Origin of the sequence: Paenibacillus ilasis (genome assembly GCF_043195395.1) — a bacterium.
GTDB lineage: Bacteria > Bacillota > Bacilli > Paenibacillales > Paenibacillaceae > Paenibacillus_AQ > Paenibacillus_AQ lautus.
Map to the genome: position 1 here is coordinate 2,173,357 of NZ_JBHDJG010000001.1, position 23,038 is coordinate 2,196,394.

Below are 23,038 nucleotides of genomic sequence, written 5' to 3' on the forward strand. Positions count from 1 at the left end.
ACAGAGGAACAGCGGAGAATAGACTTTTGATTTTCTTTTTATACAGGGAGGTACATGTATGCACAGGTCAAAAAAGACATGCGCGGTCATCGTGCTCAGCGCCGCAATGTTGAGTCATGGGCTTGCCTATGGCGTGTACGGGGCATCCGCAGCAGACTACTCTGTTTCCATATCTGCTGCAGCCTCGTCCAGCCTGACATTGGATAAACTGGACTCGGTCACTTTGAAGCCAAACGTCAGTGTAAAGCTGACGGGGATGGATATTTTCACTCAGCCAGGCGGAAATATTCTCGTATATACACTTCGTTACAGTAACAACAGTGGCAGCAGAGTGGATCTTATCGATTATTTTTCCAAAGTTTCCACGCCAAGCAGCACGACAAAAGGTAAGCAAGTTACGAGTGATGCTGTGAAACGAACGGTACCAGCGAAGAGCAGTCTATCCGTGACGTACTATGCAAACATTGGAACATCGGATAAGGTGAACGGGATCGAGGTTTCCATGTTCGGATGGGACTTTGACAGCGCGAATTATCAGAAAAAACTGGGGCAAATCACAATTCCGGCCGAGTACACTTCGGTAGTTCCGGTAGGCAAGAGCCAGAAGATCACGATGAATCAGCTTCCGGTTACGGCCAAGGCGGATACCTTGCAGAGATATACGATCCATGGAAAAGTATATATGCAATTGGGGCTCAGACTCTCGAATGGAGGAACAAAAGTGTTAAGCGACCCCGGATATAAAGCATATCTGAAATCTCCCGGCGGCTCGGTATTCGAACTCATCTCCGATTCAGCCAGCACCGGCTACAAGCTACAGCCTCAGGAGAGCAGCGTCATCTACTATTGGGCGGAGATCCCTCCCACGATAAAGACGAATGGTATGATACTGCAGCTGGCGCAGGAAGACGAAGCATTGAAGATAAATCTTCCGGTGCAATCGTTCAAGCTTCCGGCGGCAGCGACGGATATCGCCGTGGCAAAGGGCAAAAGCGCAGAGCTGCGGATGAAACAGCAGCCTGTGACGGTCAAGGCGGAAAGTGTGAAGCGAATGAAGCATAATGGAAAAGTGTATATGCGAGTGGGGGTTCATTTTGCAAACGGAGGCAAGAAGGTGCTGAGCGATCCCAGATATAAAGTACAACTGAAGTCGGCCGGCGGCTCCGTATTCGATCTGATGCCAGAGGATGATACAGGGGGCAGCTTCAGGATCCAGCCAGGACAGAAACGAACGATTTATTATCTGGCTGAGGTTCCGTCCCAACTGAAAACAGATCAGATGACGATGCAATTCACCCGGGAAGACGAAGCATTGAACATGACGCTCCCGGTTAAAACCTTCAAACTTCCTGCAATTACCGCCGATGTACCAGCAGCGGATTATGCCATCAAAAAAATATCGGTGAACCATCAATCGATGGAGACGCAGCTGAAACATGCTTCCGTATATGCAGAGAATGATACCGGCAAATGGAATCTTCAATTCCGCGTGAAAAATCTCGGTGAAAAATCACTGAAGCTGCCGGCTTATGAGCTTTCCATCCTCACGGATGAAGGGTACAGCATCCCGGTGAATGCCAAGGCGTTTGACCATGTTGCGTTGAAGCCGCTGGAGGAGAAACTCATCGATCTCAGTGCAGAAGTGCCATTGCATATGAAACAGAATAAATTGCAACTGCAATTGACAGAGCCTGCTGTGGAGGGGAAAATCAGCTTCCCGGCTTCCCACTATAAAATTCCTTATGCTCAGGAAGGTAAAAGTCATCTGGGTGTAGAAAACATCATGGAGAATGCTCATGGAACATTCGGCGTCAAACTGAGCTCATATCAGCGCGTGCCGCAGGGAGAAGTGGATCAAATTGCAGCTAAAATCAGCATTCGTAATACCTCATCGTCGACCGTAGCGCTGCCCGAGTTCAAAGCTGCAGTTAAGGCAGGAATGCGCGATCTCAGCGGTACGGCCCAAATTGTGGTACCGAATGATCAAACAACCCTGGCACCGAATGAAACCATGGAGCTGTATGTACTTGCCCATGTGCCGTATTCCTATCTATTCAATCAACTCCGAGTTGATCTGCAAGAAACTTCAGGAGAGGACGTTCACAAATTTCTGTCGCTGAATACTTCTTCGCTCAACAATGTCATGAAACAGGTCGCTGCCGGCGAATCTTATCTTATCCATACGCCGGGCAAGAAAGCGGAAGTCCGAGAACGTCTGACAACTGTTTACCAAGACAGCAGTTCCAATGTAATATATACGGAATTGGTGATGGCGAGTCAGGAAACACGCCAATCCAAACAGGCGCAGATTGTAGCTTACTATAAAACACCGGAAAACGAGGTTTTTGAGGCAAAGATCAGTCAATCCGCCGATAAGACAAGTCCGAATGGGAAGAATCTGGTGACCGTTTGGAGCAAGATTCCGCAGCATGTAAATCCTTCGCAGCTTGTATTGTATGTCGGGGAAGGTGTAGCAAACGGAAAGATGACAGATGTAGGGGAAGAATCAACGGGATCTATCAATACCGTAGGTCTAGCACTTAGCCCTAGAGTTACCCAACCGGCAACGAATCTGCAAAATGTGGAATTGTTTCCGTACCATCTCACCATTACGAGAGGAGAAGGTACGCTTAGCGCAGGGAAAGATAGGCTCAATACCGTTATTCACTATAATCTCTCGAGGAATGGGGATTACGAGACAGGATCTTATGACCATAAGCTCATTATGGAGCTGATTGACCCGACCGGCCAGTCCACAGAGAAGGTACTAACACTCGGTACGGATTTGACCATTGGCAACAATAAATCATACTCCATTAACTTGAACAGCAACTTCAGCAAAATCGTAAGTGGAGGGGCGGTTCGAATCCATCTGTATGATGAGTTCCAAGGGCGGAGAATGCTACTCGGAAGTCAAAGCTATCCATTTACTTATGAAGAGGACCAAGCGAAAAGAACAGATAGCGATTAATCGTACCAGCGACATACAACATACTATTATAGGACTACAACCCTGAAGATATATTATCTTCGGGGTTGTTTTATAAGGAGTGCGAATCCATGAGAAAATCACCTGAACCTACGTGGGCACGACTAGGCTTTTCAGACGCTCCGGATTTTACGGAATCCGGGAAGAACATTGGTATCGTCATCATTGATACAATTACCCCTCATCCTGCAATTCAGCATTTGGGCCATCGCCTAAAATACGTCACCGTTCATGACGACTTCTCCGTTACATGCCAAAATATTGCATTAGAAGAACCCGTTGAAAATGAAGACGCAAGTGGTGAGCACTAATGTGTTGGTGTGCGCTGCTGTATGTGGTGTGCATCTGATGTATGCGGACACGAGATCCGCTATTTCCCAACAACTGTGCCAAATTCAAGGTTTCGCGGACACAGAATCCGTTATTCTCGGATTTTCCCCGTTATTAGTGTGATTTGCCGGCCTTAGCGGAACCTGTGTCCGCTTAACCTTATGTTTAGCACCTTTGCTTACAAATAGCGGAATCACGGTCCACACGGCGTGGGTCGTATAGCTTCTTGCTCATAAAATCCCCCTAAGAATCATTGGTTTCCCATATGGGTTTCCAACAATGTCTACTCTAAGGGGGTTCACTTAATTAAAATGTTTCTTCAGCCTCTGCTTCTATATGATCCCCGTCAGTAGTTTCGTCTTCGCCATGAATCCCCATCAACAGGAATGCTAAAACGCAGCTTATATGAGCAAAAAAATAAAACCGGCACAAGATGTGCCGGTTAATTCATATTGACCTAAAAAAGCCATAGATACATAATAGTCTATAAAAAATTTCAATATAAGTCTATTACTTTTTTTGGATAAATTGTATGTTATATAAGCGACCGCGGCGCAAAAACGATCAACCCAAGATACTGAAGGGAGAAGCCTTGCATGATTACTCTCAGGAAAATCACGTTAGATAACCGACGTTCCATATTTAATCTGGAGGTCTCAGAAGATCAACGGCGCTTCGTAGCGTCCAATTTGTCGAGCGTGGCTTCGTGTTATGTCCTTGCAACCAATGAGGGACATCCATTCCCATTTGCCATTTACGCGGATGAACAGCCGGTCGGTTTTGTTATGATTACTTATAGAATCACCGGATACGATCTCCCGACAATCGCAGACGACAGCTATTGCATTCTGCGGCTAATGATTGACAAGCAATACCAGAACAGAGGTTATGGTCGGGAAGCCATGAAAAAAATCCTGGAATTTATCCGCACCTTTCCGGCAGGGCCCGCACAATTCTGCTGGATTCCTTATAAGGCTGAGAACGCGGCCGCCAAAAAGCTTTATGAAAGCTACGGCTTCCGTGACAACGGCGAAATCATCGAAAACGAGCAAATAACCGTTTTACGACTTTGAGTCACTGCTTCAATGGGTCAACCTTTGAAAGCCGCATGTTATGCGGCTTTTTTGCAATCGCAGAAATGGAATTAATGAGGTTGGTTTTTTGCTCCCCACTCACATAACTGTTCCAAAACGGGTAATAGCGTTTCCGCTTTATCTGTAAGACTGTACTCGACTTTGGGGGGAACTTGAGGATACTCTTTCCGTGTCACCAGACCATCCGCTTCCAATTCTTTGAGTTGTGCGCTCAATGTTTTGTAAGTAATCGCTCCAATTTGTCTCTTCAGATCATTAAATCGAACCGGTTGGTTTTCTGCCAAGAGGTACATAATAACCATCTTCCACTTACCCCCAATAATCGAAATGGTATAACCAAAAGGTGTATCTTGAACATTCTTAACTTTACCTTTATATTCAGCCATACTCATACTTTACACTATCCTTTCGGGTAGTACCTATCATAATTGTGCGTACTACTTTTTTATTTGTGCTCAGTCTATACTAAGCGTACTTTGATGTAAAGGAGAGAAACAAATGACTACAAAAACAATACGACTGCTAATGCCACAATGGCAAGGAGGAAACAACCCGAACTACTCTTTTGGAGCCGAGCTGCTTGCTTGGCTAGCTCCCGAAAGTGATCAACCCCTTATCCACGTACCCGTTCAAGCTTATGATGGAACTTCGCTTGAAAACGAGAACGGCATGAATGGAAGAAAGCAGCTGCTTGAACAGCTAGAGGCTGCTCATCATCTTATTGAGGCTCATAAGCCGGATCGCATTGTTATGTTTGGTGGTGATTGTCTGGTTGAACAAGCTCCGTTTGCCTATTTAAACGAACGGTACGGCGGGGAGTTAGGTTTAATATGGATCGATGCTCACTCTGATTTGGTCAATTATGTCGGGTATGATAACGGACACGCATTGCCTCTCGGGAATCTTTTGGGTGAAGGAGATGAGGAGTTCGCAAAACATGTGAAAACCCCGCTAAAACCTGAAAACGTCTTTATTGCAGGATTAGCGGCTCCTACAGAAGAAGAAGTTGCAGTGATCTCAGAAGCGTTTCAAAGACTAGGTGTTGCACCTACAGAACCAGACACGGAAATGATTCAAAGACTTGGTATTCGAACGGCTGGAACGAAAGAGTTAGCGAGCAGCACTGAATCTATAAAAAAATGGATCAAACAAAGCGGCATTAAGCACCTGGCTATTCACCTTGATCTAGACGTGCTTGATCCAATTGCATTCCGTTCTTTATTATTCGCCAACCCTGAAGAACCCTTTCATTTATCTCCTAAGGGAACCATGCAAATGCCTCAACTACTGAGTTTGATTAAGGAATTATCTGTAGTGACAGATGTCGTTGGGTTAGGTATAACAGAGCATTTGCCGTGGGACTCCATCAACCTGAAGAATCTCCTTGGAGAAATACCTATTTTAAATAACTAAAGGCATCGATAAAATTTAATAGAATAATGGACGGCAAAATCATAAAAAATACACCCATGCAGCATTTTAGGGTGTATTTTTATGTGGTGAAAAGATTATTGGAGCTTTTTCATGATTGATGCGATTGGAGGGAACTTGAAAGTAATCCGAGTCTAACCTACCGTTAGTCCCAAAACGATGAGAATGCACGCAGCGCTCATCAAGATCCCGCCAGGATGAGGGCGGCGAATGGCCCAATGAGAAATGATCGCACCATACAAAAAAGAACTGCCAGCAAGCAGGCTAATCACGAGCCTTGCGTCCTGTTCAATCCAGATGGCTGCGGCGATTAAGGCGAGTCCGCTCAGCAACCAGTTGAAAGTGCTAAATTGTAATAGCAGTGCCACAAGCTTTTGCAGCGGTCCAGAGATCCGCCCATTCGCTGCAAAATTCGCCTCAATTGGCCTGATAATAAGCCGTTTCATCAATATACCGTGAATCACCGCCGTGACGCCGCCGATGGCACCGGCCGCTGTCAATAGAATACTATTCAAGTCCATATTCATACACCTCCAGCATCCCATTAGTACGATTTCGTAGTAATTTCCTGGGTTCAATTTACCATCCGATACGAAAGCGTGTCAATGAGGAATTTTGCCTGCCTGTCTGAATGCTTAATCACGTGATGCAAAAGGTGTCGATGCCAAGCTATTACTTGGTTCAAGAAAAAAATCCTATAGGTTATTGAAATTAATACGAAATCGTATTAAAATGGTCGCAGAAGTATTATTACGAACTCGTACGATAGGGAGTGACCGGTATAAAACACCTATATGACCTTTTCCTCAAGACCGGTCTGCGTCCGTTTGCTTTTATGACCGATACGCTTCAACTCGAACAAAAAGTGACTCGTTCAGATATGTCAACACTGCTCATATTGCTCCTCCGCGGGGATTTGACCATGTCTGAGTTGGCCGCCGAGATGGGGGCACCACTAAGTTCAATGACAAGCATTGCTAAGCGGCTTGAACGTAAAGGCTTGATCGCACGAGCTACGTCTGCACAAGACCAACGGGTTAAGCTCGTCACACTGACGCAGGAAGGTCTGCAGCTGGCGAAAGAATGGGAGCAAATCATGATGGCGATGCTGGGCAGATTGGAGGCGGCATTTACGCCGGAAGAACTGGAGCAATTCACAACACTCCTGTTCAAGGCAGCCAGAGTTTTCCAGGATGGGGGACCTGTTACACCTCAAGAAGTAAAGCGCCTTCCCATAAAGATTCAGATTGAGGAATAACCGGTTTTAAACCGGATTTTTTCCGGTGAATTACTACGAAATCGTACTAAAAGGAGCGGGTGGACATGAGGATCATTATCTACACAGGTAAGGGCGGCGTGGGCAAGACGAGTATTGCGGCGGCAACGGCTGTGAAAATGGCAGAACAAGGAAAAAGAACTCTTATTCTGAGCACAGATGCGGCACATAGTTTAGCGGATTCGCTGGCGGTACCGATCGGGCCGGATCCCGTCCAAATCAGCGACAACTTGTGGGGACAGGAAGTGAACGCCATCCGCGAGACGGAGCGCAATTGGGGAACCGTCCAAGTCTGGCTCACCAAATTACTCGACAAAGCGCAGCTGAAAGATGTCACGACAGAAGAAATGCTTGTGTTTCCAGGCATGGAGGAGCTCTTCAGTTTACTGAAAATCAAGGAATACGCGGAAAGCGGACAATATGACGTAATGGTGGTGGATTGCGCCCCGACCGGAGAGACGCTTCGTCTGCTAAGCTACCCGAACGTATTGAATTGGTGGCTCGAGAAAATATTCCCGACCGAACGCAAACTGATCAAGCTTGTGCGGCCGGTAGCCAAAATTGTAAAGGATATAGAGCTCCCTTCAGATGACGTGCTGGACAGTATCGAGCGTTTGGCACGCGGTTTGGAGGATATGCAGCGGCTCGTTCTGGATCCGGAGATCACGTCGGTTAGAATCGTGCTGAATCCCGAAAAGATGGTTCTTGCCGAAGCGAAGCGCTCCTTTACATATTTGAATTTGTTCGGGTTCAATACGGATGCGGTGATCGTTAATCGGGTGCTGCCGGATGAGGCGGGAGAAGGATTCTTCGCACATTGGCGGGATATTCAAAAGAAATACGAGGAAGAAATCGTATTGAACTTCCAGCCGCTTCCGATTCTGAAAGCACCTATGATGCAAAAGGAAGTTATCGGACTCCCCATTCTTAAAGAATTAGCGGATATCGTCTATGTGGATCGGGATCCTTCTGCAATGTTTTACCATGGCATAACGGAGACAATTCGGGAAGAGGAGGGAGAGATGTTGTTGGAGCTAATGATTCCCTTTATCGATAAGGAAGATCTAAATCTAATGCAGACGGGCGATGAATTGACGGTAGATGCCGGGGCTTACAAACGCAAGGTCATTTTACCAAGAACGTTAATGGGACGCCAAGTTGTAGGCGCGAGGTATGCGGAGGACCGGCTTATCATTCGTTTTGGCAAGCGGGAATTGGAAATGAGTGCGAAGGATCAATGAAGCGAGTGCTTAGGAGGGAACGAGTGATGGAAAGAATGCCTCGATTGGAGTTTTTATTGGAGAACTTGGAGCGGCATCAAGCCAAGAAGCATGTAAAAAACGCGGTTAAGGAATGGCTGCTTGCTTCGCGATCCGTGATCGACAGTGTCATCGACACGATGGAGGAGGAAAAAACTACTCCTGTTGCCCGCAAAATCAATATATCAAAGGAATAGCGATTGCTCGTAAAAAAAAGCAGATTCAAATGAAGGCCATTCCTTTGCCTTGGGGATGGTCTTCAACTTGCCGAGTCATAAAATAAAAGTAAAGCATTTCTTTGTCATAAGGAATGCTTTTTATTATTGTCAAAAATCATTGGACATCTTTATAACAATATAAATATAATAAAAAACATCAATTATTTATTGCAAAACGATAAATTAGTTGATAAAATCAAATTCATAAATATCAAGTGAGGTGCTTTTTTATGAAACGAGGATCCACACTCTTTTTAAGGATTGCTGTTATTCTGATTGGGATTCCAGTTCTTGCTTTGTGCGTATTTGTGGTACCAGAGATAGCGAATTTTATGGCAGAATTGTATCCAGATCATACTTATTTGAAATATCTCGTTTTCATCGATTTGTATGCAACGGCGATACCTTTTTACTTTGCTTTGTATCAAGCTTATAAGCTTCTAGGCTATATTGATAAGAACAAAGCTTTCTCGGAATTATCCGTACGCGTTCTAAAGAATATAAAAAACTGTGCAGTCATAATCAGCAGCTTGTTTGTGGTAGGCATGCCGCTCTTCTACCTGATCGCGGAGAAAGACGATGCCCCAGGTATTATACTCATCGGAATGGCCCTGATCTTTGCGTCCATGGTGATTGCCGTTTTTGCTGCTGTTCTTCAAAAGCTTCTAAAAGAGGCAATTGATATAAAATCTGAAAACGATTTGACGGTCTGAGGTGATAACGATGGCGATTATAATCAATATTGATGTCATGCTGGCTAAACGAAAAATGAGCGTAACCGAACTTTCGGAGAGGGTTGGAATAACCATGGCGAACCTTTCTATATTGAAAAATGGAAAGGCCAAGGCCATTAGGCTTTCAACTTTAGAAGCCATTTGCAAAGCGCTGGAATGCCAACCTGGAGATATTTTAGAATACCAAAGTGAAGAGAACACGTAAGGATCATCATAAAGCAGGGATCTAAAAAAGTCGCCATTTTGGCGATTTTTTTTTGCGATTCATAACCGATGGGATGGAGGTCTGATGAGAAACAAAGCTGGCAGGCCGTTTAGTTTGCTAAGCAGGCCAGGATCACGGTTCCTAATATGTGGTAGAATGGTTGTCGAGAACAATTGAAGAGGAGCTGGATACTTGATTCGGGGAGTTATAATCGAAGGGTTGTCAACTGCTGGGAAAACATCATTGTTTTCTGCAATCAAGGAAATACAAAGTCAAGCGTCCAATGTTGAAAAATCGATAATTGCAATAAGTGAACACTATTCACAAGTTTTGCATTCATACCAAGGCGTCTTGAGAACAATGGATAAAGATGAACATATTCAACTATTAAATCGTCATGTTGATTATCTTGAGCTTCAATACAGTTGGATTGATTCACTTGGCCATACGAAACCCTCAAACGGTATATTTTATCTTTTGGAGAGATTCCATTTAAATCATCGAGCGGCATTTTCAAATTCTTCGAACATTGAGGTATTAGAAAAACGATTATTTAGACTGAATGCACAATGTGTGCTTTTAACTCTGTCTGAAGATGCAGTGGAGCCAAGGTTTATTGAAAGTCGTAGCAACGCGTGGAAATCATATGTGATGGAAAATCACTCCACGGTAACGGAGGCATGTCATAAGTTCTTAGAGGACCAGGATCAACTTCGCATGTGTGCGAAACAATCACTAATTCCCACTTTGGAGATCAACACAGATGAAGCAGACTGGAATTCTTATGCAAGACAAATACTCAAGGGATTATACTAACAGCTCGTCATATAATGAAGGGGGCGAATATGATGATTCTTTTAAGAGGTATATTGATTGTACTATTCGTATCTTTAATCGGGTGTCAGCAAAATACAACGCAAACAGAAAACCTCACTACTGATTCAGGTCTAGATGGTTTTGTGGAGCCGGAACCTTCGGATTGGGTGAAATACATAACGCCAGTCAGAGAGTACATGTATTATAGAACACAAGCCGTGCTTAACAAGGATATTCATATTCTGTGGGATCATTACCCAGATCTAAAAGAGAATATGGACCACAAACAAGGAGTCAATGTTGAGAAGAATGAGGTTGAATCCTTAAATCAACATGTTCATTTGTTGGATGCTAATTATAATATTGAAGGTTATGAACGTATTAAAGTGAAAACGATAAACGATAATGAAGTGGAAGTTCTTATCCATGCAAGTATGATTTATTTGAGAGATGATTTTGATGAGTCCGGAGGAGAATATTTAATAAAGGTCTTCTTAGAACGTAAGAACAATCATTGGACCGTCGTAAAAACTGACGAATATACTTTACCTGAATACAAAGAATGGACGAAGGAAAAGGAACAGATATAATCCCTTGTTAAGCAAACTAAGCTAATGGAAACCATAACTGAAGAATGAGTTGAAGGCAGCCGGGGCAGTATGATGGGCTGCCTTTATTTTAGGTGTGTAGATCGCAAAAAGCAGTTACTTAAACCCACTCGCCGAAGATTGTTCGAGCCTTATTCCAATCCACGCCTAGACTGCCTTGCCAGCCAGCCCAAGGCATCTCCATGTCGGAACGGCCCTTGGTGTTGTCCAGACTGAACTCGGCGTTGATGATCGACTCCATGTTCGTCCAGCGATCGGGGGCAAGCTCCAGGACGCGGTTGGGGATCACGCCGACCATAGCTAACGCCTGGAGCATACCACGGCGTATGCCGCTATGCCCTTTGATGATTTTCTCGGACGTGAGCCGTTTCTCGTATTTTCCTGGTGTTTCGCCCGCTTCCGCCCGGTCCAGACTATGCAGCAGGTGGCTGAAGGCCTGCTTGTCTTCTTCCGTTGGTTGAATAGCGTCTACCTCCAGCAGATTGACGAACTCGGTCATGTCTACATACGTGCCGAAGCTTGATCCGCTGTAATTATTCCCCAGATGCATCGCATAACGGATGTAGGACAGGTTGTCCCAGCCTTCGTCACGATGGCTGAATGCGCACACCCTGCAGGCAAGAACTCGCTCAGATACCTCATACGCATGCGCTCGAGCGTGTATCATGGAATGGTAACTGGCCAGCGAGGATATGGCTCGCGGGTAACTCCCGCCAACCCCGGCGACAAAGGCGCTGCCAACGCTGCTCCAGGAAAGGATGGGGTTTGTCTGGAGCTCGATCAGCTTGTCGATGATCTCGTCATGACGGATGTACTGCAGATCGTTTGGGACCCACCCGCTGGCGTGGAGCAGCTCCTGCTCGGCCGGAGCAAGTGTATCCGTCTTATAGATGGAAACCTCGCGTTCCGGGTCATAGTTATTATTCGAGTGGTGGTACAGCTTTTTCAAAACGCGTATCAGCTTGTTATTCATGGATAACTCCTTTCAATCGAGCCGGGAATACACCCACTCATCTGACAACCTTGGGTTGCCATATTCCATTATAATAGTAACGGGAAACGTACTATATTTCTATTCTTGTAAGTCGCTTGTGGATCAGCCTCAAAAGTACATTAAAATATAGCAGGGGACTGGATCGGACGTTACTCCAAGCTGACCAGCATTCATCATCACTAGAAGCGCTTTGGTCTGCGTCCACGAGGATGAATTTCATGAATGAACAGAGCCGAGGAATGACAATATAAGAAAGTGGTATACATTTCATTTTCCAAAGGAGGATTTCTGTCATGGCTCACCAGAAGAGAAGGAAAGAAGCTGCCTGGAAGTCACGAAAGCAAGAACAGCATCCCCATGGTAAAATCAAATCGCTCAAGGAATTGTCCAGCGAATAGAATGAAGCGTATACTACTTGGAAGCGAAAGACTGTCGGTGTAAAATACCGGCAGTCTTCTTTCTTGTAGAAATCATTAGATATTGTGATTTACTTTCTACTTGCCCACAAAATATCTCTAAGCTTCTTGGCCGTTCGCCAATTAATTTGAGCATACATCATCAATGAAGGGTAATACTCATTGTCTTAATAAGGCAAAGGATGATCCTGGCGATTGCAATTGAATTTCACTAATCACGCATGCAAGCATAATGGATTCTTGTAGAGAGCTTTGCCGAATATCACCTAAATCAACGATCGTTGACCAGCCGAGATCGTGAAGAAGTACCTTGACCTGATCTTTGGAAGGTGCATGGTTTCCGGATACGAACATGATCGGTGAACCTTCTTTATATTGGGGATGACTCATGACTTTATCGCTAACTGTATTCAGTGTCTTAACAACATGACTCTCTGGTAAAATGGATTGGATGACTTCTCCTGCTGAAGTATTTGTAAGGAGCAAGCGCGGGCCATTGTCAAAATGGACGGCATTGCTTACATCAATAACCGTTTTGCTTTTTAGATACACAGGATCGATGGTTTCAATCACTTCTATCATACTGGACCAAGGGAGAGCCGCAATAATAACCTCGCCAAATTGAGCTGCTTCAGCAAATGATGCAATATCCCCCGCATCACCTACCTCGTGTTTCCAAAGATTGCGTTTCTCGCTATGAGGTGTTCGACTACTGATGAGAATTTGATGACCTGATTTCGCAAGTCCTTTTCCTAATGATTGACCTACATTTCCCGCTCCGAGGATTCCAATTCGCATGGATATCAACTCCTTTTTAAGTGTGATTGTATTCTCTTTTAAATATCGATAACAATTAGGCACTTTTTTGTATCCAAGCTTTAGCTTAAAGAACCATGATACACTATGGATAAAAATGGAGGGGGAAACGAATGCCTGTACAACGAAATGAATGTCCGGTTGAAATCGTAATTTCCATGTTAAGCGGGAGATGGAAAATTCCAATCTATAGATATTTGTTTAAAAGCTCAATACCCGTTCGGTATAGCGAATTGCAACGGCATTTACCAGCCATTTCGAAGAAAATATTGACTGAGCAGCTTCGAGAGCTTGAGCGAGATGGAATCATCGATAGAAAATCGTATCCGGAGCCTCGGCCTAGAGTCGAATATACGCTGACACCGAAGGGACGAACCATGATTGAATTTCTAGATACGATGAGCGAGTGGGGGAAAAAGCACATCCTATCCGAAATGTGAGATACAGGCGCAAAAAAAGACAGCAACATGGCCTCGAGCTTGATTGAAGCTATCAAGCGCTCGCCAATAAAGGGACGCAATGGTTTAAACTGCTGAACAAAGAAGAGAGTCCGATCGAGATAGATCGGACTCTCTTCTCTATATAACATTAGAGTCACTTAGAAGGATTTTATTTTTCAGAAGAGCAAGTGAATGGATGAGCGAGGATCCGTTTCAGTCGAAATGGGCTGACAAATGAAATGTGTCGAAAGATAAATATAGAAAAACATCTTGACATTGGAGCTTACTCCAATGTTACTTTGAATTCATGGAAAAACTTTATTCTATACAAGAGGTTTCGCAGTTACTTGGGATTCCAAAGGATACGCTTCGGTATTATGACCGGATTGGAATCGTATCGCCGTCCCGTGAAGACAATCGGTACCGCAGGTATTCGAAGAACGATCTCATCGATTTGATGAATATTCAAATCATGCAGTATGCAGACTTCACTCTTGACGAAATCAAGGGAACGTTTGGATTCCACAGAATGGAGAATGTAGACCCTGCTTATTGCCGTGAGGTTGCTTCGTTCCTCGATGCCAAGAATGCAGAAACGCGTAGGAAAATGGCCCATCTGGAAAAGGTCAGTCAATTGCTCGACGTAGCAGCCGAAACGCTAAGGGACTTTAATCAAGAAAGCGACCAACGGCTGGCAGAAATCGTTCGTGAGCTTTACCGGTCTATTCGCAAGAAGGAACCAGGAATATCCGAGGAGGGATGTCATGGGCATCAAGGTTAGGAATTTTTATTTTCTGATCGCTGGCATTCTGGCGATACTGTTTGCCTTTACGCACGCATGGAACGGGCAAACCGCTGTACTGCCGACGCTTGATGTGAGTGCGATCACGTTGGACAACCGAATAGTATTCATATATGTCTGGCATATCATCACGGCGGAAAATCTGGTCTTCGGCATCGTGTTCATTTTCATGTCATTCCAAAGCGAGCGATTGAAGATCCGGTATGCCGCATGGACCATCGTGTCGCTTCTAATCATCCGGTTGATCGTCATTCTTGGCATAACAGCATTACAAGACGTATCGGCACTCACGGATACGCTAATCGATTCGATTGCGATCATAATCTATGTCACCTTCATCATTATGGGCATAAGAAGGAAGCCAAAGGGGTTCGGAGGTCAGACGCCGCAATCCAGTCAAGTGGAGTGAAGGGTACCAAGCCGGGAAAGCTTCGCTGGCAGCTATGAGCCGTGGATGGAAAAGACCGTGATAATCCATTGAAAAGACGATCTTTACCCGGGTGGTCCAGTGAAAAGGATAAAGAGATAACTATGTTGAAGAGAAAGACTGTCGGCGAAATTCCCGGCAGTCTTCTTTATTGTAATAATCTTTTCATCTTGGCTAATCATTTTCGTCCTATTCCATGTTCGGTTATTAGTTCCTAAAATTGTAAAATAATCTAGATATCATGTTTAATTTGCTAAGTGTTATGTAATCGCTACCATCCTATAATTTACTTAGAAAGGAGGTAAAAGGAAAAAAATAATTCAACAATATGAGGAGGTAGATTATGTTTAAGTTCAGTAGGAAAATGATGACGGTTATTCTTGCAGCTACCATGAGTTTTGGTTTGTTTGCAACAACTTCAAGTGCAGCAACCGACTATTGGCAAAATTGGACCGATGGCGGCGGAACGGTTAATGCTGTAAACGGCTCCGGTGGTAATTACAGCGTGACATGGCAAAATACCGGGAATTTCGTCGTCGGCAAAGGCTGGAATACCGGATCGCCTAACCGAACAATTAACTACAATGCCGGCGTCTGGGCGCCTTCCGGCAATGGGTATTTGACTCTCTACGGATGGACGAGAAACGCACTCATTGAATATTACGTCGTGGATAGCTGGGGTACTTATCGGCCTACAGGGACACATAAAGGGACGGTGACAAGTGATGGGGGCACATATGACATCTATACGACCATGCGATACAACGCGCCTTCCATTGACGGAACTCAAACGTTTGCCCAGTACTGGAGTGTTCGACAATCGAAAAGAGCGACCGGGGTCAACTCCTCCATTACGTTCAGCAACCACGTGAACGCATGGGCTAGCAAGGGAATGAATCTGGGAAGCAGCTGGTCATATCAGGTGTTAGCTACAGAGGGTTATCAAAGTAGCGGAAGCTCTAACGTAACAGTGTGGTAACCAATCGCCATCAGTAAACTCAACCAAGGGGCACGGTGGGGAACGTCTTTCACGATAAGCCCGGTTCGAGCGACCGAAATGGTTTAAACGAATCCACCGATTTGGAATCAGCAAGCCTTGACAGGGAAACAGTCGGATGGACCGTTCCCCTCTGTTCTCCGCGTTAGACCGGATACGTTGCGGGCCGTTTTTCGCCAGACGAACGGCCTTCGACGTAAAGGGGAGGCGAGTTAAATGCCGTTATGGCCTATCATTTTCCCTATCAGCTTAAAGGAGATATACCAATGAGAAAGCTATGCATGTTCTTTTTAATAGCAACAATGGTGGTGATCGGCGCTTGTTCGCAAGATAAGCCTGAGAAGAAAGATGATTTTGTATTTGTGGAAGGCGGGACCTTTAAGAACTACCAGTCTAACTACGCTGAAATAAATGCAACCGTATCAAACTTCTACATCGGCAAATATGAGGTCACTCAAAAAGAGTGGGTGGAAGTCATGGGCAGGAATCCCTCTGCATTCAAAGGCGACCATTTGCCGGTGGAAATGGTGAGCTGGTATGACGTTGTGGAGTACTGTAATCAAAGAAGCATTCAAGAGGGCTTAAATCCGTATTACAACATAGACAAGGGCAAAAAAGATCCGAAGAATAGAAATGATAACGATCAGATCAAATGGACCGTTACGATCAATGAGGGAGCTAACGGTTACCGATTGCCTACAGAAGCGGAGTGGGAATATGCTGCAGGCGGAGGTCAGAACAGCAAGGATTACATCTACAGCGGAAGTAATAATGCCGACGAGGTTGCATGGTATTGGAAAAACGCCGGGGACAAATACCTATCTGGGGATTGGAACTGGCCTATCATAGAGAGCAATCATAATAAAACAAAATCGATCGGTACCCAGAAACCCAACGAGTTGGGAATTTACGATATGTCTGGCAACGTAAGAGAGTGGTGCTGGGACTGGCATGGCAACATAGATAGTCAAAGCGGTTCTTTCCGAGTAGTAAAGGGCGGCGGGTGGATCGGCGACGTTAGCAACAACGAGATATCCTTCCGAGGCAAGTTCGATCCCAATGGCTTTGGCCCCGATCAAGGTTTTCGTGTCGTTCGCGGAGAAATATGACATTTAATAGTCATATTTCTTTTTTTATTATAACGATTAGGAAGATAAGTAAGATCGAAATAAGTCACCACCCTATTGACCACATGGTCAATGTGTATTACAATTTGGTCAAATCATATTGACCAGGTGGTCAATCGGCGGGGGTGGAGTACTATATAATGGAGACGGATAAAAAACAAACCATTTTGCAAGCAGCTTTAGTAGAGTTTTACCACAAGGGCTATGAAGGTGCTTCAACCAATCAAATTACCAAGGCAGCTGGTGTATCCAAGGGAATTCTGTTCCATTATTTTTCGGATAAAAGAACATTGTATTTAACGGTGGTAGATGAATGCTTGAAGCACTATTACCATACATTGACTTCGTCACCCATGGATCTCTCCGAGGATCTGTTTCAGGCGATAGAGCAGTTATCTCAAAAAAAGATGGATGTATTTAAAAGTGATCCCATCAGGTTTGGATTTATGGCTAAAACATTTATGGTTATGCCGGAAGAGCTAAAAGCGGAGCTTCTGCTCAAACAACAGCTAATGAACGAGAATTCCATACACCTCCTTGCAAGCAGGATCGATCAGAGCCGGTTCAGAGAAGGAATCGACCCCAAGCAAGCCATCGAATTCGTATTGCTCTCCCTGGAATCCATCATTACGAAGCAAATGACCAAACGATACGACGAGAATTCCACAGGAGGACTCGAGGTAAGTGCAGCTTTAGACACAAAACCCTATTTGGATATGTTAAGGCATGGCATTTATCGTAAGGAGGGAAATGAGTGAAAATAAAGCTGCTTACCATCGGAACAAGGGGAGATGTGCAGCCGTTCATTGCCCTTGCCCGCGGTCTCCAGAACAACGGACATGATGTGGTTATATGCACATCGCAGGATTTCGAAGGCTTCATTCGCGGACATGGCGTCGGTTTCGCACCAATACGGGCAAATATGTTGAAACTGGCGCAGTCTGTGGAAGGAAAACGCATGCTGGGCAGCAATCCCTTCGAGATTATGAAGCAGATGAAAAAGCTTATACACCCTATGATGCAGCAAATGCTCGATGACCTGTGGACCGCTTCACAAGATGCAGACGGCCTCATCTATCATCCCAAGGCATTCGCAGGATACGATATTGCACAAAAGTTGAATATTCCCGTATTTGCGGCACATCCGATTCCTATCATTGCGCCGACAGGTACTTTCACCAATCCCATTTTACCTTTCTCCTTCAGGAATCGGTGGCTAAATGAAAAAAGCTATCATCTCAACCGTTTCATGCTATTATCCTTCAAAACATTGATGAATACCTGGAGAAGCGAGACGTTACATTTACCTCCGCGAAGTGTATTCTCTGATGATCTGTGCGTAAACGGACGTGAAATCCCGGTGCTTTATGGTTGCAGTCCTTCGGTTATGCCATTTGACCCGAAATGGAAGGATCGAGTCTGTATGGAGGGATTTTGGTTTCTGGAAGATATGGATTGGGACCCGCCAAAGGAGCTGGAGTCATTTATAGCGTCAGGTCCCCCACCGATCATTATTAGTTTTAGCAGCATGCCTTTAAAGCAAGATCATGTGCTCCAAATGACCATGGAGGCTTTACAACGAACGGGGCAACGCGGGATCATTCTGGTTGGCTGGAGTGGAATGCAAGCGTTCGGCGATGTGCCCGAGAACATCTTGTGTATACAGGAAGCGCCGCACACATGGCTGTTTCCGCGAGCTGTTGGTGTTATTCATCATGGCGGAGCAGGGACGACAGCGGCCGTTCTGAAAGCGGGGAAGCCGATGACCATATCTCCGTTTCATGCGGATCAGCCTTTTTGGGCAAGACGTATGTATGAGTTAGGCGTATCGACCAAGCCGATTCCTGAAAAATCAATGTCTGTCGAGGGTTTGGTTGAGCGGATAGCAGCCCTAACGAGTCAATCATCACTGAGAGTAAATTCAACGGCACTGTCAGAAAAAATTCGAACGGAGAGAGGTGTTGATCGAACTGTAGAATTTATTGAGAGACGGTTGCACAATCACTTTTGAGTGAATCCCCTTTGCAAGGATATGTCTACTAAAAGATGAGATGTTGGAGGACAAGAAAATTCTTGATTGAGAAGCCTGAACTACCCAATCAAGATATGATCTTCCGCGTAACCAATTTTGGAGGTGCGCTTTTTTTGAGCCAACGCATAAGCGAGTGTTAAGGGACCCAGACGACCGGCAAACATGGTTATTGTCACAATCATTTTCCCCACGGGGGACAATTCACTTGTCAATCCCATCGACAATCCAGTGGTGCTAAATGCTGAGGTTGCTTCAAACAACACTTCCAAGAAATGTTCTTCGAGCATTCCTTCAGAGATGGTCAGCAACAGGGAAACTCCCAGCACGACCACCAAAGAACTCATGACAACGGCCAGGGCGCGCATGACGGTTTCTCCAGCTATTTTGCGCTTGAAGGCATGGATTTGACCACCCCCGCGAAAGGTTTGGATCGTTGCTAGTATGAGTACAACAAGCGTATTGATCTTAATACCGCCGCCTGTTCCTCCGGAAGCAGCACCGATGAACATCAAAATAATAATGAAAAACTGAGAAGCCGCCAGCATACTGCCGATGTCAATCGTGTTAAACCCCGAGCTTCGAGGCGTTATGCCTTGGAAAAAAGCAGCCAGCACTTGTTCGCTTTCGCTCAATTGGCCAAAGGTTGACGGATTCCAGCTCTCTAAAAAGTATATAAATAGAAAACCGAGCAGGGACAGCGTTCCTGTCCCAACTAAGACAACCTTGGAGTGAAGCGAAAGCTTCTTCCATGAACGTTTTTGGAATACATCCACAATGACGATATAGCCGAGACCTCCAATGATGAATAACAAGACAATCGTAATATTGACGATCGGATCGCCGACAAAGGGGGAAAGGCTGTCAGACCACAGGGCGAATCCGGCATTGTTGAATGCCGAAACGGAATGGAAAAGGGCGTAATAAGCTGCCTGTCCCCACCCGAAGTCCTGTTGCCAGCGGAGCGTCAGGACAATCGTAGCTAATGCTTCAAACGCGAATGCAATGAGCACCATATACATTGACAATTTAACCAAACCTTGTGCCGAGGTCGAATGCGTGGTTTGCTGTATAATGAGTCGTTGCTTCAACCCAATTCTCTTCCCCAGAACAATGGCGACCATGACGCCAAAGGTCATAAAGCCGAGCCCGCCAATTTGGATCAACATCATAATAATGACTTGTCCAAAAGTCGAAAAAACACTACCGGTATCCAAGACAACCAGTCCGTTTACGCATATTGCCGAGGTGGCTGTAAATAAAGCATCCAGCAGACCAACCGACCTTCCGGTGGAGGATGAGTGGGGAAGCGCAAGCAGTGCGGTCCCGATTAATATCAATGTGAAAAAAACGAGCATGATGAGCTGAGGGGGACTCATATTTTTTTTTAGCTTGTTGATGAAAAACTCCATTTTGCCAGGAGCGGAATGTTGTGTATTTCGGTTGTTCGAATTCATGTATGGTTTACGCACAAGTTCCACTCCATCCTTTATTGATCGCTGTGTTTCTCATACATTTCTCTGTTTTGGAAAAAAGACGAGTCTACCACTTTTCCGTGACTTATTTTCAAATACTGGACCTCTCGACCTGTTTTTATTTTCAGCAAGCCGGTGTCAAAATCGGTATTTAATTCTTTGAAAAAGAGACCTTCGGCTATAGGATCGCCCCCGGATTCCTTATTCTCGAGCATATACTGAGAACCATCTCTAAACACGGTGACTCGAATTCCTCGTTCATGTGTGTCTGCCATTTGATCATCCATTCTTTGAACTGCTACAATGTGCAAATCCGTTTCGCCTATCTGATTTAGGAGTTCGTTGATAAACGAGCCACGCGTTATTTCTTGCCACCTAGTTTGGCCGGATTGTCCGATGATGAGTTGGGTAATATGATGGTTTTTGGCGGTTTCGGCTATGATTTCTGAAGCCTTGCGATCTTCATTCGTTTTGACGATAAAGGTTGCCCCATATTCGTCGCATTTCATTTTCCACTCGGCCATATATCTTTCTTGTGCCTGATCAAGCTCATCTTCACGTAAGGGTATAACGCTTAACACAAACAGGGGACACTGAAGAAGTCTGGCTAATTCGCCACCTCGGCGAATAAGACGTTCTCCGTTTGGACCGTAATACACGCAGACCAGTATTTTTTCGTTATTCAGCAGTGAACTCATTCCTTTCTTTTCTGCAAAACAGTTTTAACAAAAAAGGCCTGGATGCAGAGACAAATCTGCTTCCAGGCCTTGGCTGTACGGATCATGGACAAGTCAAAGTAGTAAGAGTGTTCTCTCCCAAGACGCTGACGAGGTTAGCTGTCGGATTCGGGATTGAGAGTTCCCGTTCCTTCTTGATCAGAAAGAATTCACCCCTAAAGCTTAGTAGCTTTGTTGGTTCCCCCGTTCCTCATAGAGGATTAAGCATCAGTGCGTATGAAATTTATCGTAATAAATATTAGGTTAAAACATGCTAAAAGTAAACAGTTAGTGATGAGTAAACAATACCATATCATTGGATTGAAGTAGAACCTATGCTTTATTATGGTATATACTACGCAAAGAAGCCCGCGGGGTTTCATGGTCTGTCGGAATTGAAAGGGGAAAATATGATGGCTAGAGGCAAATCAGAGTCGCTAAAATCATTCAAACAGTTCAACTTATCATCTTCACGTCTGATCCTCCTTGGTTTCGCCATGCCGATTGTCATCGGCGCGATCTTGTTGGCCTTACCGATATCGTCTTCATCAGGTGAAGGGATCGGTTGGTTAAACGCTCTGTTCACTTCAACATCTGCCGTATGCGTAACGGGATTGGCCGTGGTCGATACAGGAACCGACTTCTCCCTTTTTGGACAAATCATCATCATGTGCCTGATTCAAGTCGGCGGGCTTGGTTTCATGACCTTCGGCGTTTTGATCGCCGTTGTGCTAGGAAAGAAAATCGGACTGAAAAATCGACTGCTCCTCCAAGAATCCACTAACGCATTATCAACGCAAGGCGTTGTGAGGCTGTCTCTAGGCATTTTTCTGATTGCCCTCATTATCGAGATCGCTGGAGCAGCCTTGTTAATCATTCGTTGGGAAGAGGAACTGGGCTGGGGACAAGCTATTTATTACGGCGTATTCCACTCCATCTCTTCTTTTAATAACGCTGGCTTCAGCCTTTGGTCGGATAGTCTAAGCCGGTATGTGGGGGACCCGTTAGTCAACATCGTCATCACCCTGCTTTTTATCATTGGCGGACTAGGATTTACTGTTGTACTGGATGTATGGAAGCACAGAAGGTGGAATAAGCTGTCCCTTCATTCAAGAATCGTTTTGTCGACTTCAGCATTTCTTTGTTTAGCCGGCTTTATCGTTATTTTCATTATTGAGTTGTTCAACTCCCGTACATTCGGCTCCTTGACCTGGGGAGAGCGAATATGGGCGGCTTATTTTCAAGGCGTGGTGACTCGTACCGCCGGGTTTAATACGATTGATATCGCCGCGATGATGACGACTTCTCAATTTTTTATGATTTTTCTCATGTTTATCGGGGCTTCCTCTGGATCCACCGGAGGCGGGATCAAAACCAATACTTTCGCCGTTCTTTTATTCACATTGGTTAGCATTATTAAGGGGAAGCAGGACGTGCAGTTATTAAATCGGCGCATCCCCCAATCGATTATCCTTCGGTCCATCGCCGTCATGGTGATTTCTGTAGGCGTTGTGATTTTTGCTACTTTCTTGTTAACCATAAGCGAACATAGTTTGCAAAAGGATTTTATGGAAGTTCTGTTCGAAGTGACCTCTGCTTTCGGCACGGTGGGTCTATCAATGGGATTGACGCCTGAGCTGTCTCCCTTTGGCAAGGGAGTCATCATTTTGACCATGTACATCGGCAGACTCGGCCCCTTAACACTCGCCTTTGCGCTGTCGCAAAGAGTTGTCAATCAAAAATACCGGTTGCCTGAAGAGAAAGTGCTTATTGGCTAAGAAGGATTTGGAGTTTAGCGTGTACATATATTGAAGGGGAACAAAGCCGCAATTCGGAATA

The 23,038-nt window shown here is 45.0% G+C and carries 26 protein-coding genes and 1 riboswitch; of the genes, 20 read left to right on the forward strand and 6 right to left on the reverse strand.

Annotated features, from left to right (window positions below):
* Nucleotides 1-58 precede the first annotated feature (58 nt).
* The 3 genes from ACETK5_RS10145 (at nucleotide 59) to ACETK5_RS10155 (ending at nucleotide 4,392) form a co-directional block, all read left to right on the forward strand.
* Nucleotides 59-2,971: a hypothetical protein gene (locus ACETK5_RS10145; protein ID WP_394055395.1), complete on the forward strand. Its 2,913-nt coding sequence runs from the start codon at nucleotides 59-61 to the stop codon at nucleotides 2,969-2,971.
* Nucleotides 2,972-3,060: 89 nt separating this feature from the next.
* Nucleotides 3,061-3,300 carry a hypothetical protein gene (locus ACETK5_RS10150; RefSeq protein WP_394055397.1) on the forward strand — a complete coding sequence of 80 codons (240 nt, stop codon included), beginning with the start codon at nucleotides 3,061-3,063 and terminating at the stop codon, nucleotides 3,298-3,300.
* A gap of 615 nt (nucleotides 3,301-3,915) precedes the next feature.
* On the forward strand, nucleotides 3,916-4,392 hold the full coding sequence (locus ACETK5_RS10155) for a GNAT family N-acetyltransferase (protein ID WP_326113402.1): 477 nt from the start codon (nucleotides 3,916-3,918) through the stop codon (nucleotides 4,390-4,392).
* Nucleotides 4,393-4,463: 71 nt separating this feature from the next.
* On the opposite strand, the gene ACETK5_RS10160 is transcribed toward ACETK5_RS10155, so the two are convergent.
* On the reverse strand, nucleotides 4,464-4,805 hold the full coding sequence (locus ACETK5_RS10160; RefSeq protein WP_100537487.1) for a winged helix-turn-helix transcriptional regulator: 342 nt from the start codon (nucleotides 4,803-4,805) through the stop codon (nucleotides 4,464-4,466).
* 106 nt (nucleotides 4,806-4,911) lie between these two features.
* Between ACETK5_RS10160 and ACETK5_RS10165 the strand changes: the two genes are divergently transcribed.
* On the forward strand, nucleotides 4,912-5,826 hold the full coding sequence (locus ACETK5_RS10165) for an arginase family protein (RefSeq protein ID WP_394055400.1): 915 nt from the start codon (nucleotides 4,912-4,914) through the stop codon (nucleotides 5,824-5,826).
* A gap of 152 nt (nucleotides 5,827-5,978) precedes the next feature.
* Here the strand turns inward: ACETK5_RS10165 and ACETK5_RS10170 are convergent, their stop codons facing one another.
* The gene (locus ACETK5_RS10170) at nucleotides 5,979-6,365 is read right to left on the reverse strand and encodes a class I SAM-dependent rRNA methyltransferase (protein WP_100537485.1); all 387 of its coding nucleotides are present in this window, start codon (nucleotides 6,363-6,365) and stop codon (nucleotides 5,979-5,981) included.
* 314 nt (nucleotides 6,366-6,679) lie between these two features.
* Here ACETK5_RS10170 and ACETK5_RS10175 point away from each other — a divergent pair, with 314 nt between their 5' ends.
* The 7 genes from ACETK5_RS10175 (at nucleotide 6,680) to ACETK5_RS10205 (ending at nucleotide 10,942) form a co-directional block, all read left to right on the forward strand.
* Nucleotides 6,680-7,102 carry a MarR family winged helix-turn-helix transcriptional regulator gene (locus ACETK5_RS10175; RefSeq protein WP_326113741.1) on the forward strand — a complete coding sequence of 141 codons (423 nt, stop codon included), beginning with the start codon at nucleotides 6,680-6,682 and terminating at the stop codon, nucleotides 7,100-7,102.
* A gap of 65 nt (nucleotides 7,103-7,167) precedes the next feature.
* Nucleotides 7,168-8,361: an ArsA family ATPase gene (locus ACETK5_RS10180; protein WP_326113404.1), complete on the forward strand. Its 1,194-nt coding sequence runs from the start codon at nucleotides 7,168-7,170 to the stop codon at nucleotides 8,359-8,361.
* Nucleotides 8,362-8,387: 26 nt separating this feature from the next.
* Nucleotides 8,388-8,576 carry a hypothetical protein gene (locus ACETK5_RS10185; RefSeq protein ID WP_326113405.1) on the forward strand — a complete coding sequence of 63 codons (189 nt, stop codon included), beginning with the start codon at nucleotides 8,388-8,390 and terminating at the stop codon, nucleotides 8,574-8,576.
* A gap of 251 nt (nucleotides 8,577-8,827) precedes the next feature.
* Entirely contained in the window at nucleotides 8,828-9,310 is a 483-nt protein-coding gene (locus tag ACETK5_RS10190; RefSeq protein WP_100537481.1) for a DUF2975 domain-containing protein, read from the forward strand.
* Between the two features lie 10 nt (nucleotides 9,311-9,320).
* Nucleotides 9,321-9,536, forward strand: a complete 216-nt coding sequence (locus ACETK5_RS10195; protein ID WP_127593026.1) for a helix-turn-helix domain-containing protein — start codon at nucleotides 9,321-9,323, stop codon at nucleotides 9,534-9,536.
* A 192-nt stretch (nucleotides 9,537-9,728) separates the two neighbouring features.
* Nucleotides 9,729-10,352: a hypothetical protein gene (locus ACETK5_RS10200; RefSeq protein WP_394055404.1), complete on the forward strand. Its 624-nt coding sequence runs from the start codon at nucleotides 9,729-9,731 to the stop codon at nucleotides 10,350-10,352.
* Between the two features lie 32 nt (nucleotides 10,353-10,384).
* Nucleotides 10,385-10,942: a hypothetical protein gene (locus tag ACETK5_RS10205; protein WP_394055406.1), complete on the forward strand. Its 558-nt coding sequence runs from the start codon at nucleotides 10,385-10,387 to the stop codon at nucleotides 10,940-10,942.
* Between the two features lie 118 nt (nucleotides 10,943-11,060).
* On the opposite strand, the gene ACETK5_RS10210 is transcribed toward ACETK5_RS10205, so the two are convergent.
* Nucleotides 11,061-11,933: a hypothetical protein gene (locus ACETK5_RS10210; protein WP_394055408.1), complete on the reverse strand. Its 873-nt coding sequence runs from the start codon at nucleotides 11,931-11,933 to the stop codon at nucleotides 11,061-11,063.
* Nucleotides 11,934-12,247: 314 nt separating this feature from the next.
* Here ACETK5_RS10210 and ACETK5_RS10215 point away from each other — a divergent pair, with 314 nt between their 5' ends.
* The gene (locus ACETK5_RS10215) at nucleotides 12,248-12,352 is read left to right on the forward strand and encodes a DUF6254 family protein (RefSeq protein ID WP_015735743.1); all 105 of its coding nucleotides are present in this window, start codon (nucleotides 12,248-12,250) and stop codon (nucleotides 12,350-12,352) included.
* Between the two features lie 177 nt (nucleotides 12,353-12,529).
* Here the strand turns inward: ACETK5_RS10215 and ACETK5_RS10220 are convergent, their stop codons facing one another.
* Nucleotides 12,530-13,168 carry an NADPH-dependent F420 reductase gene (locus tag ACETK5_RS10220; protein ID WP_394055410.1) on the reverse strand — a complete coding sequence of 213 codons (639 nt, stop codon included), beginning with the start codon at nucleotides 13,166-13,168 and terminating at the stop codon, nucleotides 12,530-12,532.
* A gap of 131 nt (nucleotides 13,169-13,299) precedes the next feature.
* Here ACETK5_RS10220 and ACETK5_RS10225 point away from each other — a divergent pair, with 131 nt between their 5' ends.
* From ACETK5_RS10225 to ACETK5_RS10255, 7 genes are all read left to right on the forward strand, one after another.
* Entirely contained in the window at nucleotides 13,300-13,626 is a 327-nt protein-coding gene (locus ACETK5_RS10225; protein ID WP_100537475.1) for a winged helix-turn-helix transcriptional regulator, read from the forward strand.
* Between the two features lie 307 nt (nucleotides 13,627-13,933).
* Nucleotides 13,934-14,407 carry a MerR family transcriptional regulator gene (locus tag ACETK5_RS10230; RefSeq protein WP_100537474.1) on the forward strand — a complete coding sequence of 158 codons (474 nt, stop codon included), beginning with the start codon at nucleotides 13,934-13,936 and terminating at the stop codon, nucleotides 14,405-14,407.
* Nucleotides 14,391-14,837 (forward strand): hypothetical protein, encoded by a 447-nt coding sequence (locus ACETK5_RS10235; protein WP_394055413.1) that lies wholly within the window; start codon nucleotides 14,391-14,393, stop codon nucleotides 14,835-14,837. Before ACETK5_RS10230 ends, ACETK5_RS10235 begins: the two co-directional genes overlap by 17 nt.
* Nucleotides 14,838-15,198: 361 nt before the next feature.
* Nucleotides 15,199-15,834 carry a glycoside hydrolase family 11 protein gene (locus tag ACETK5_RS10240; protein ID WP_394055415.1) on the forward strand — a complete coding sequence of 212 codons (636 nt, stop codon included), beginning with the start codon at nucleotides 15,199-15,201 and terminating at the stop codon, nucleotides 15,832-15,834.
* 284 nt (nucleotides 15,835-16,118) lie between these two features.
* Nucleotides 16,119-16,961: a formylglycine-generating enzyme family protein gene (locus ACETK5_RS10245; RefSeq protein ID WP_394057376.1), complete on the forward strand. Its 843-nt coding sequence runs from the start codon at nucleotides 16,119-16,121 to the stop codon at nucleotides 16,959-16,961.
* A 158-nt stretch (nucleotides 16,962-17,119) separates the two neighbouring features.
* Entirely contained in the window at nucleotides 17,120-17,737 is a 618-nt protein-coding gene (locus tag ACETK5_RS10250) for a TetR/AcrR family transcriptional regulator (RefSeq protein WP_326120478.1), read from the forward strand.
* Nucleotides 17,734-18,990 (forward strand): glycosyltransferase, encoded by a 1,257-nt coding sequence (locus ACETK5_RS10255; protein ID WP_394055417.1) that lies wholly within the window; start codon nucleotides 17,734-17,736, stop codon nucleotides 18,988-18,990. The genes ACETK5_RS10250 and ACETK5_RS10255 overlap by 4 nt, the downstream gene beginning before the upstream one ends.
* A gap of 80 nt (nucleotides 18,991-19,070) precedes the next feature.
* Here ACETK5_RS10255 and ACETK5_RS10260 read toward each other — a convergent pair whose 3' ends face one another.
* Together ACETK5_RS10260 and ACETK5_RS10265 are read right to left on the reverse strand one after the other, a co-directional pair.
* Complete coding sequence (locus ACETK5_RS10260; protein ID WP_394057378.1) at nucleotides 19,071-20,420, reverse strand: TrkH family potassium uptake protein; 1,350 nt, start codon at nucleotides 20,418-20,420, stop codon at nucleotides 19,071-19,073.
* Nucleotides 20,421-20,497: 77 nt separating this feature from the next.
* Nucleotides 20,498-21,181, reverse strand: coding sequence for a universal stress protein (locus tag ACETK5_RS10265; protein ID WP_326113416.1), 684 nt, complete (start codon nucleotides 21,179-21,181; stop codon nucleotides 20,498-20,500).
* A gap of 107 nt (nucleotides 21,182-21,288) precedes the next feature.
* Nucleotides 21,289-21,437, reverse strand: a riboswitch (cyclic di-AMP (ydaO/yuaA leader).
* A 175-nt stretch (nucleotides 21,438-21,612) separates the two neighbouring features.
* Between ACETK5_RS10265 and ACETK5_RS10270 the strand changes: the two genes are divergently transcribed.
* Nucleotides 21,613-22,977 carry a TrkH family potassium uptake protein gene (locus ACETK5_RS10270; RefSeq protein WP_326113417.1) on the forward strand — a complete coding sequence of 455 codons (1,365 nt, stop codon included), beginning with the start codon at nucleotides 21,613-21,615 and terminating at the stop codon, nucleotides 22,975-22,977.
* Nucleotides 22,978-23,038: the final 61 nt, after the last annotated feature.

What these genes read in the sequence shown, in the direction of transcription:
- ACETK5_RS10190 (WP_100537481.1), top strand. Translation starts at nt 8,828, where the DNA reads ATGAAACGAGGATCCACACTCTTTTTAAGGATTGCTGTTATTCTGATT.
- ACETK5_RS10250 (WP_326120478.1), top strand. Translation starts at nt 17,120, where the DNA reads ATGGAGACGGATAAAAAACAAACCATTTTGCAAGCAGCTTTAGTAGAG.
- ACETK5_RS10145 (WP_394055395.1), top strand. Translation starts at nt 59, where the DNA reads ATGCACAGGTCAAAAAAGACATGCGCGGTCATCGTGCTCAGCGCCGCA.
- ACETK5_RS10170 (WP_100537485.1), bottom strand. Translation starts at nt 6,365, where the DNA reads ATGGACTTGAATAGTATTCTATTGACAGCGGCCGGTGCCATCGGCGGC.
- ACETK5_RS10165 (WP_394055400.1), top strand. Translation starts at nt 4,912, where the DNA reads ATGACTACAAAAACAATACGACTGCTAATGCCACAATGGCAAGGAGGA.
- ACETK5_RS10195 (WP_127593026.1), top strand. Translation starts at nt 9,321, where the DNA reads ATGGCGATTATAATCAATATTGATGTCATGCTGGCTAAACGAAAAATG.
- ACETK5_RS10215 (WP_015735743.1), top strand. Translation starts at nt 12,248, where the DNA reads ATGGCTCACCAGAAGAGAAGGAAAGAAGCTGCCTGGAAGTCACGAAAG.
- ACETK5_RS10175 (WP_326113741.1), top strand. Translation starts at nt 6,680, where the DNA reads ATGACCGATACGCTTCAACTCGAACAAAAAGTGACTCGTTCAGATATG.
- ACETK5_RS10240 (WP_394055415.1), top strand. Translation starts at nt 15,199, where the DNA reads ATGTTTAAGTTCAGTAGGAAAATGATGACGGTTATTCTTGCAGCTACC.
- ACETK5_RS10150 (WP_394055397.1), top strand. Translation starts at nt 3,061, where the DNA reads ATGAGAAAATCACCTGAACCTACGTGGGCACGACTAGGCTTTTCAGAC.
- ACETK5_RS10210 (WP_394055408.1), bottom strand. Translation starts at nt 11,933, where the DNA reads ATGAATAACAAGCTGATACGCGTTTTGAAAAAGCTGTACCACCACTCG.
- ACETK5_RS10225 (WP_100537475.1), top strand. Translation starts at nt 13,300, where the DNA reads ATGCCTGTACAACGAAATGAATGTCCGGTTGAAATCGTAATTTCCATG.
- ACETK5_RS10180 (WP_326113404.1), top strand. Translation starts at nt 7,168, where the DNA reads ATGAGGATCATTATCTACACAGGTAAGGGCGGCGTGGGCAAGACGAGT.
- ACETK5_RS10245 (WP_394057376.1), top strand. Translation starts at nt 16,119, where the DNA reads ATGAGAAAGCTATGCATGTTCTTTTTAATAGCAACAATGGTGGTGATC.
- ACETK5_RS10155 (WP_326113402.1), top strand. Translation starts at nt 3,916, where the DNA reads ATGATTACTCTCAGGAAAATCACGTTAGATAACCGACGTTCCATATTT.
- ACETK5_RS10265 (WP_326113416.1), bottom strand. Translation starts at nt 21,181, where the DNA reads ATGAGTTCACTGCTGAATAACGAAAAAATACTGGTCTGCGTGTATTAC.
- ACETK5_RS10235 (WP_394055413.1), top strand. Translation starts at nt 14,391, where the DNA reads ATGGGCATCAAGGTTAGGAATTTTTATTTTCTGATCGCTGGCATTCTG.
- ACETK5_RS10260 (WP_394057378.1), bottom strand. Translation starts at nt 20,420, where the DNA reads ATGGAGTTTTTCATCAACAAGCTAAAAAAAAATATGAGTCCCCCTCAG.
- ACETK5_RS10185 (WP_326113405.1), top strand. Translation starts at nt 8,388, where the DNA reads ATGGAAAGAATGCCTCGATTGGAGTTTTTATTGGAGAACTTGGAGCGG.
- ACETK5_RS10160 (WP_100537487.1), bottom strand. Translation starts at nt 4,805, where the DNA reads ATGAGTATGGCTGAATATAAAGGTAAAGTTAAGAATGTTCAAGATACA.
- ACETK5_RS10205 (WP_394055406.1), top strand. Translation starts at nt 10,385, where the DNA reads ATGATTCTTTTAAGAGGTATATTGATTGTACTATTCGTATCTTTAATC.
- ACETK5_RS10270 (WP_326113417.1), top strand. Translation starts at nt 21,613, where the DNA reads ATGGCTAGAGGCAAATCAGAGTCGCTAAAATCATTCAAACAGTTCAAC.
- ACETK5_RS10230 (WP_100537474.1), top strand. Translation starts at nt 13,934, where the DNA reads ATGGAAAAACTTTATTCTATACAAGAGGTTTCGCAGTTACTTGGGATT.
- ACETK5_RS10220 (WP_394055410.1), bottom strand. Translation starts at nt 13,168, where the DNA reads ATGCGAATTGGAATCCTCGGAGCGGGAAATGTAGGTCAATCATTAGGA.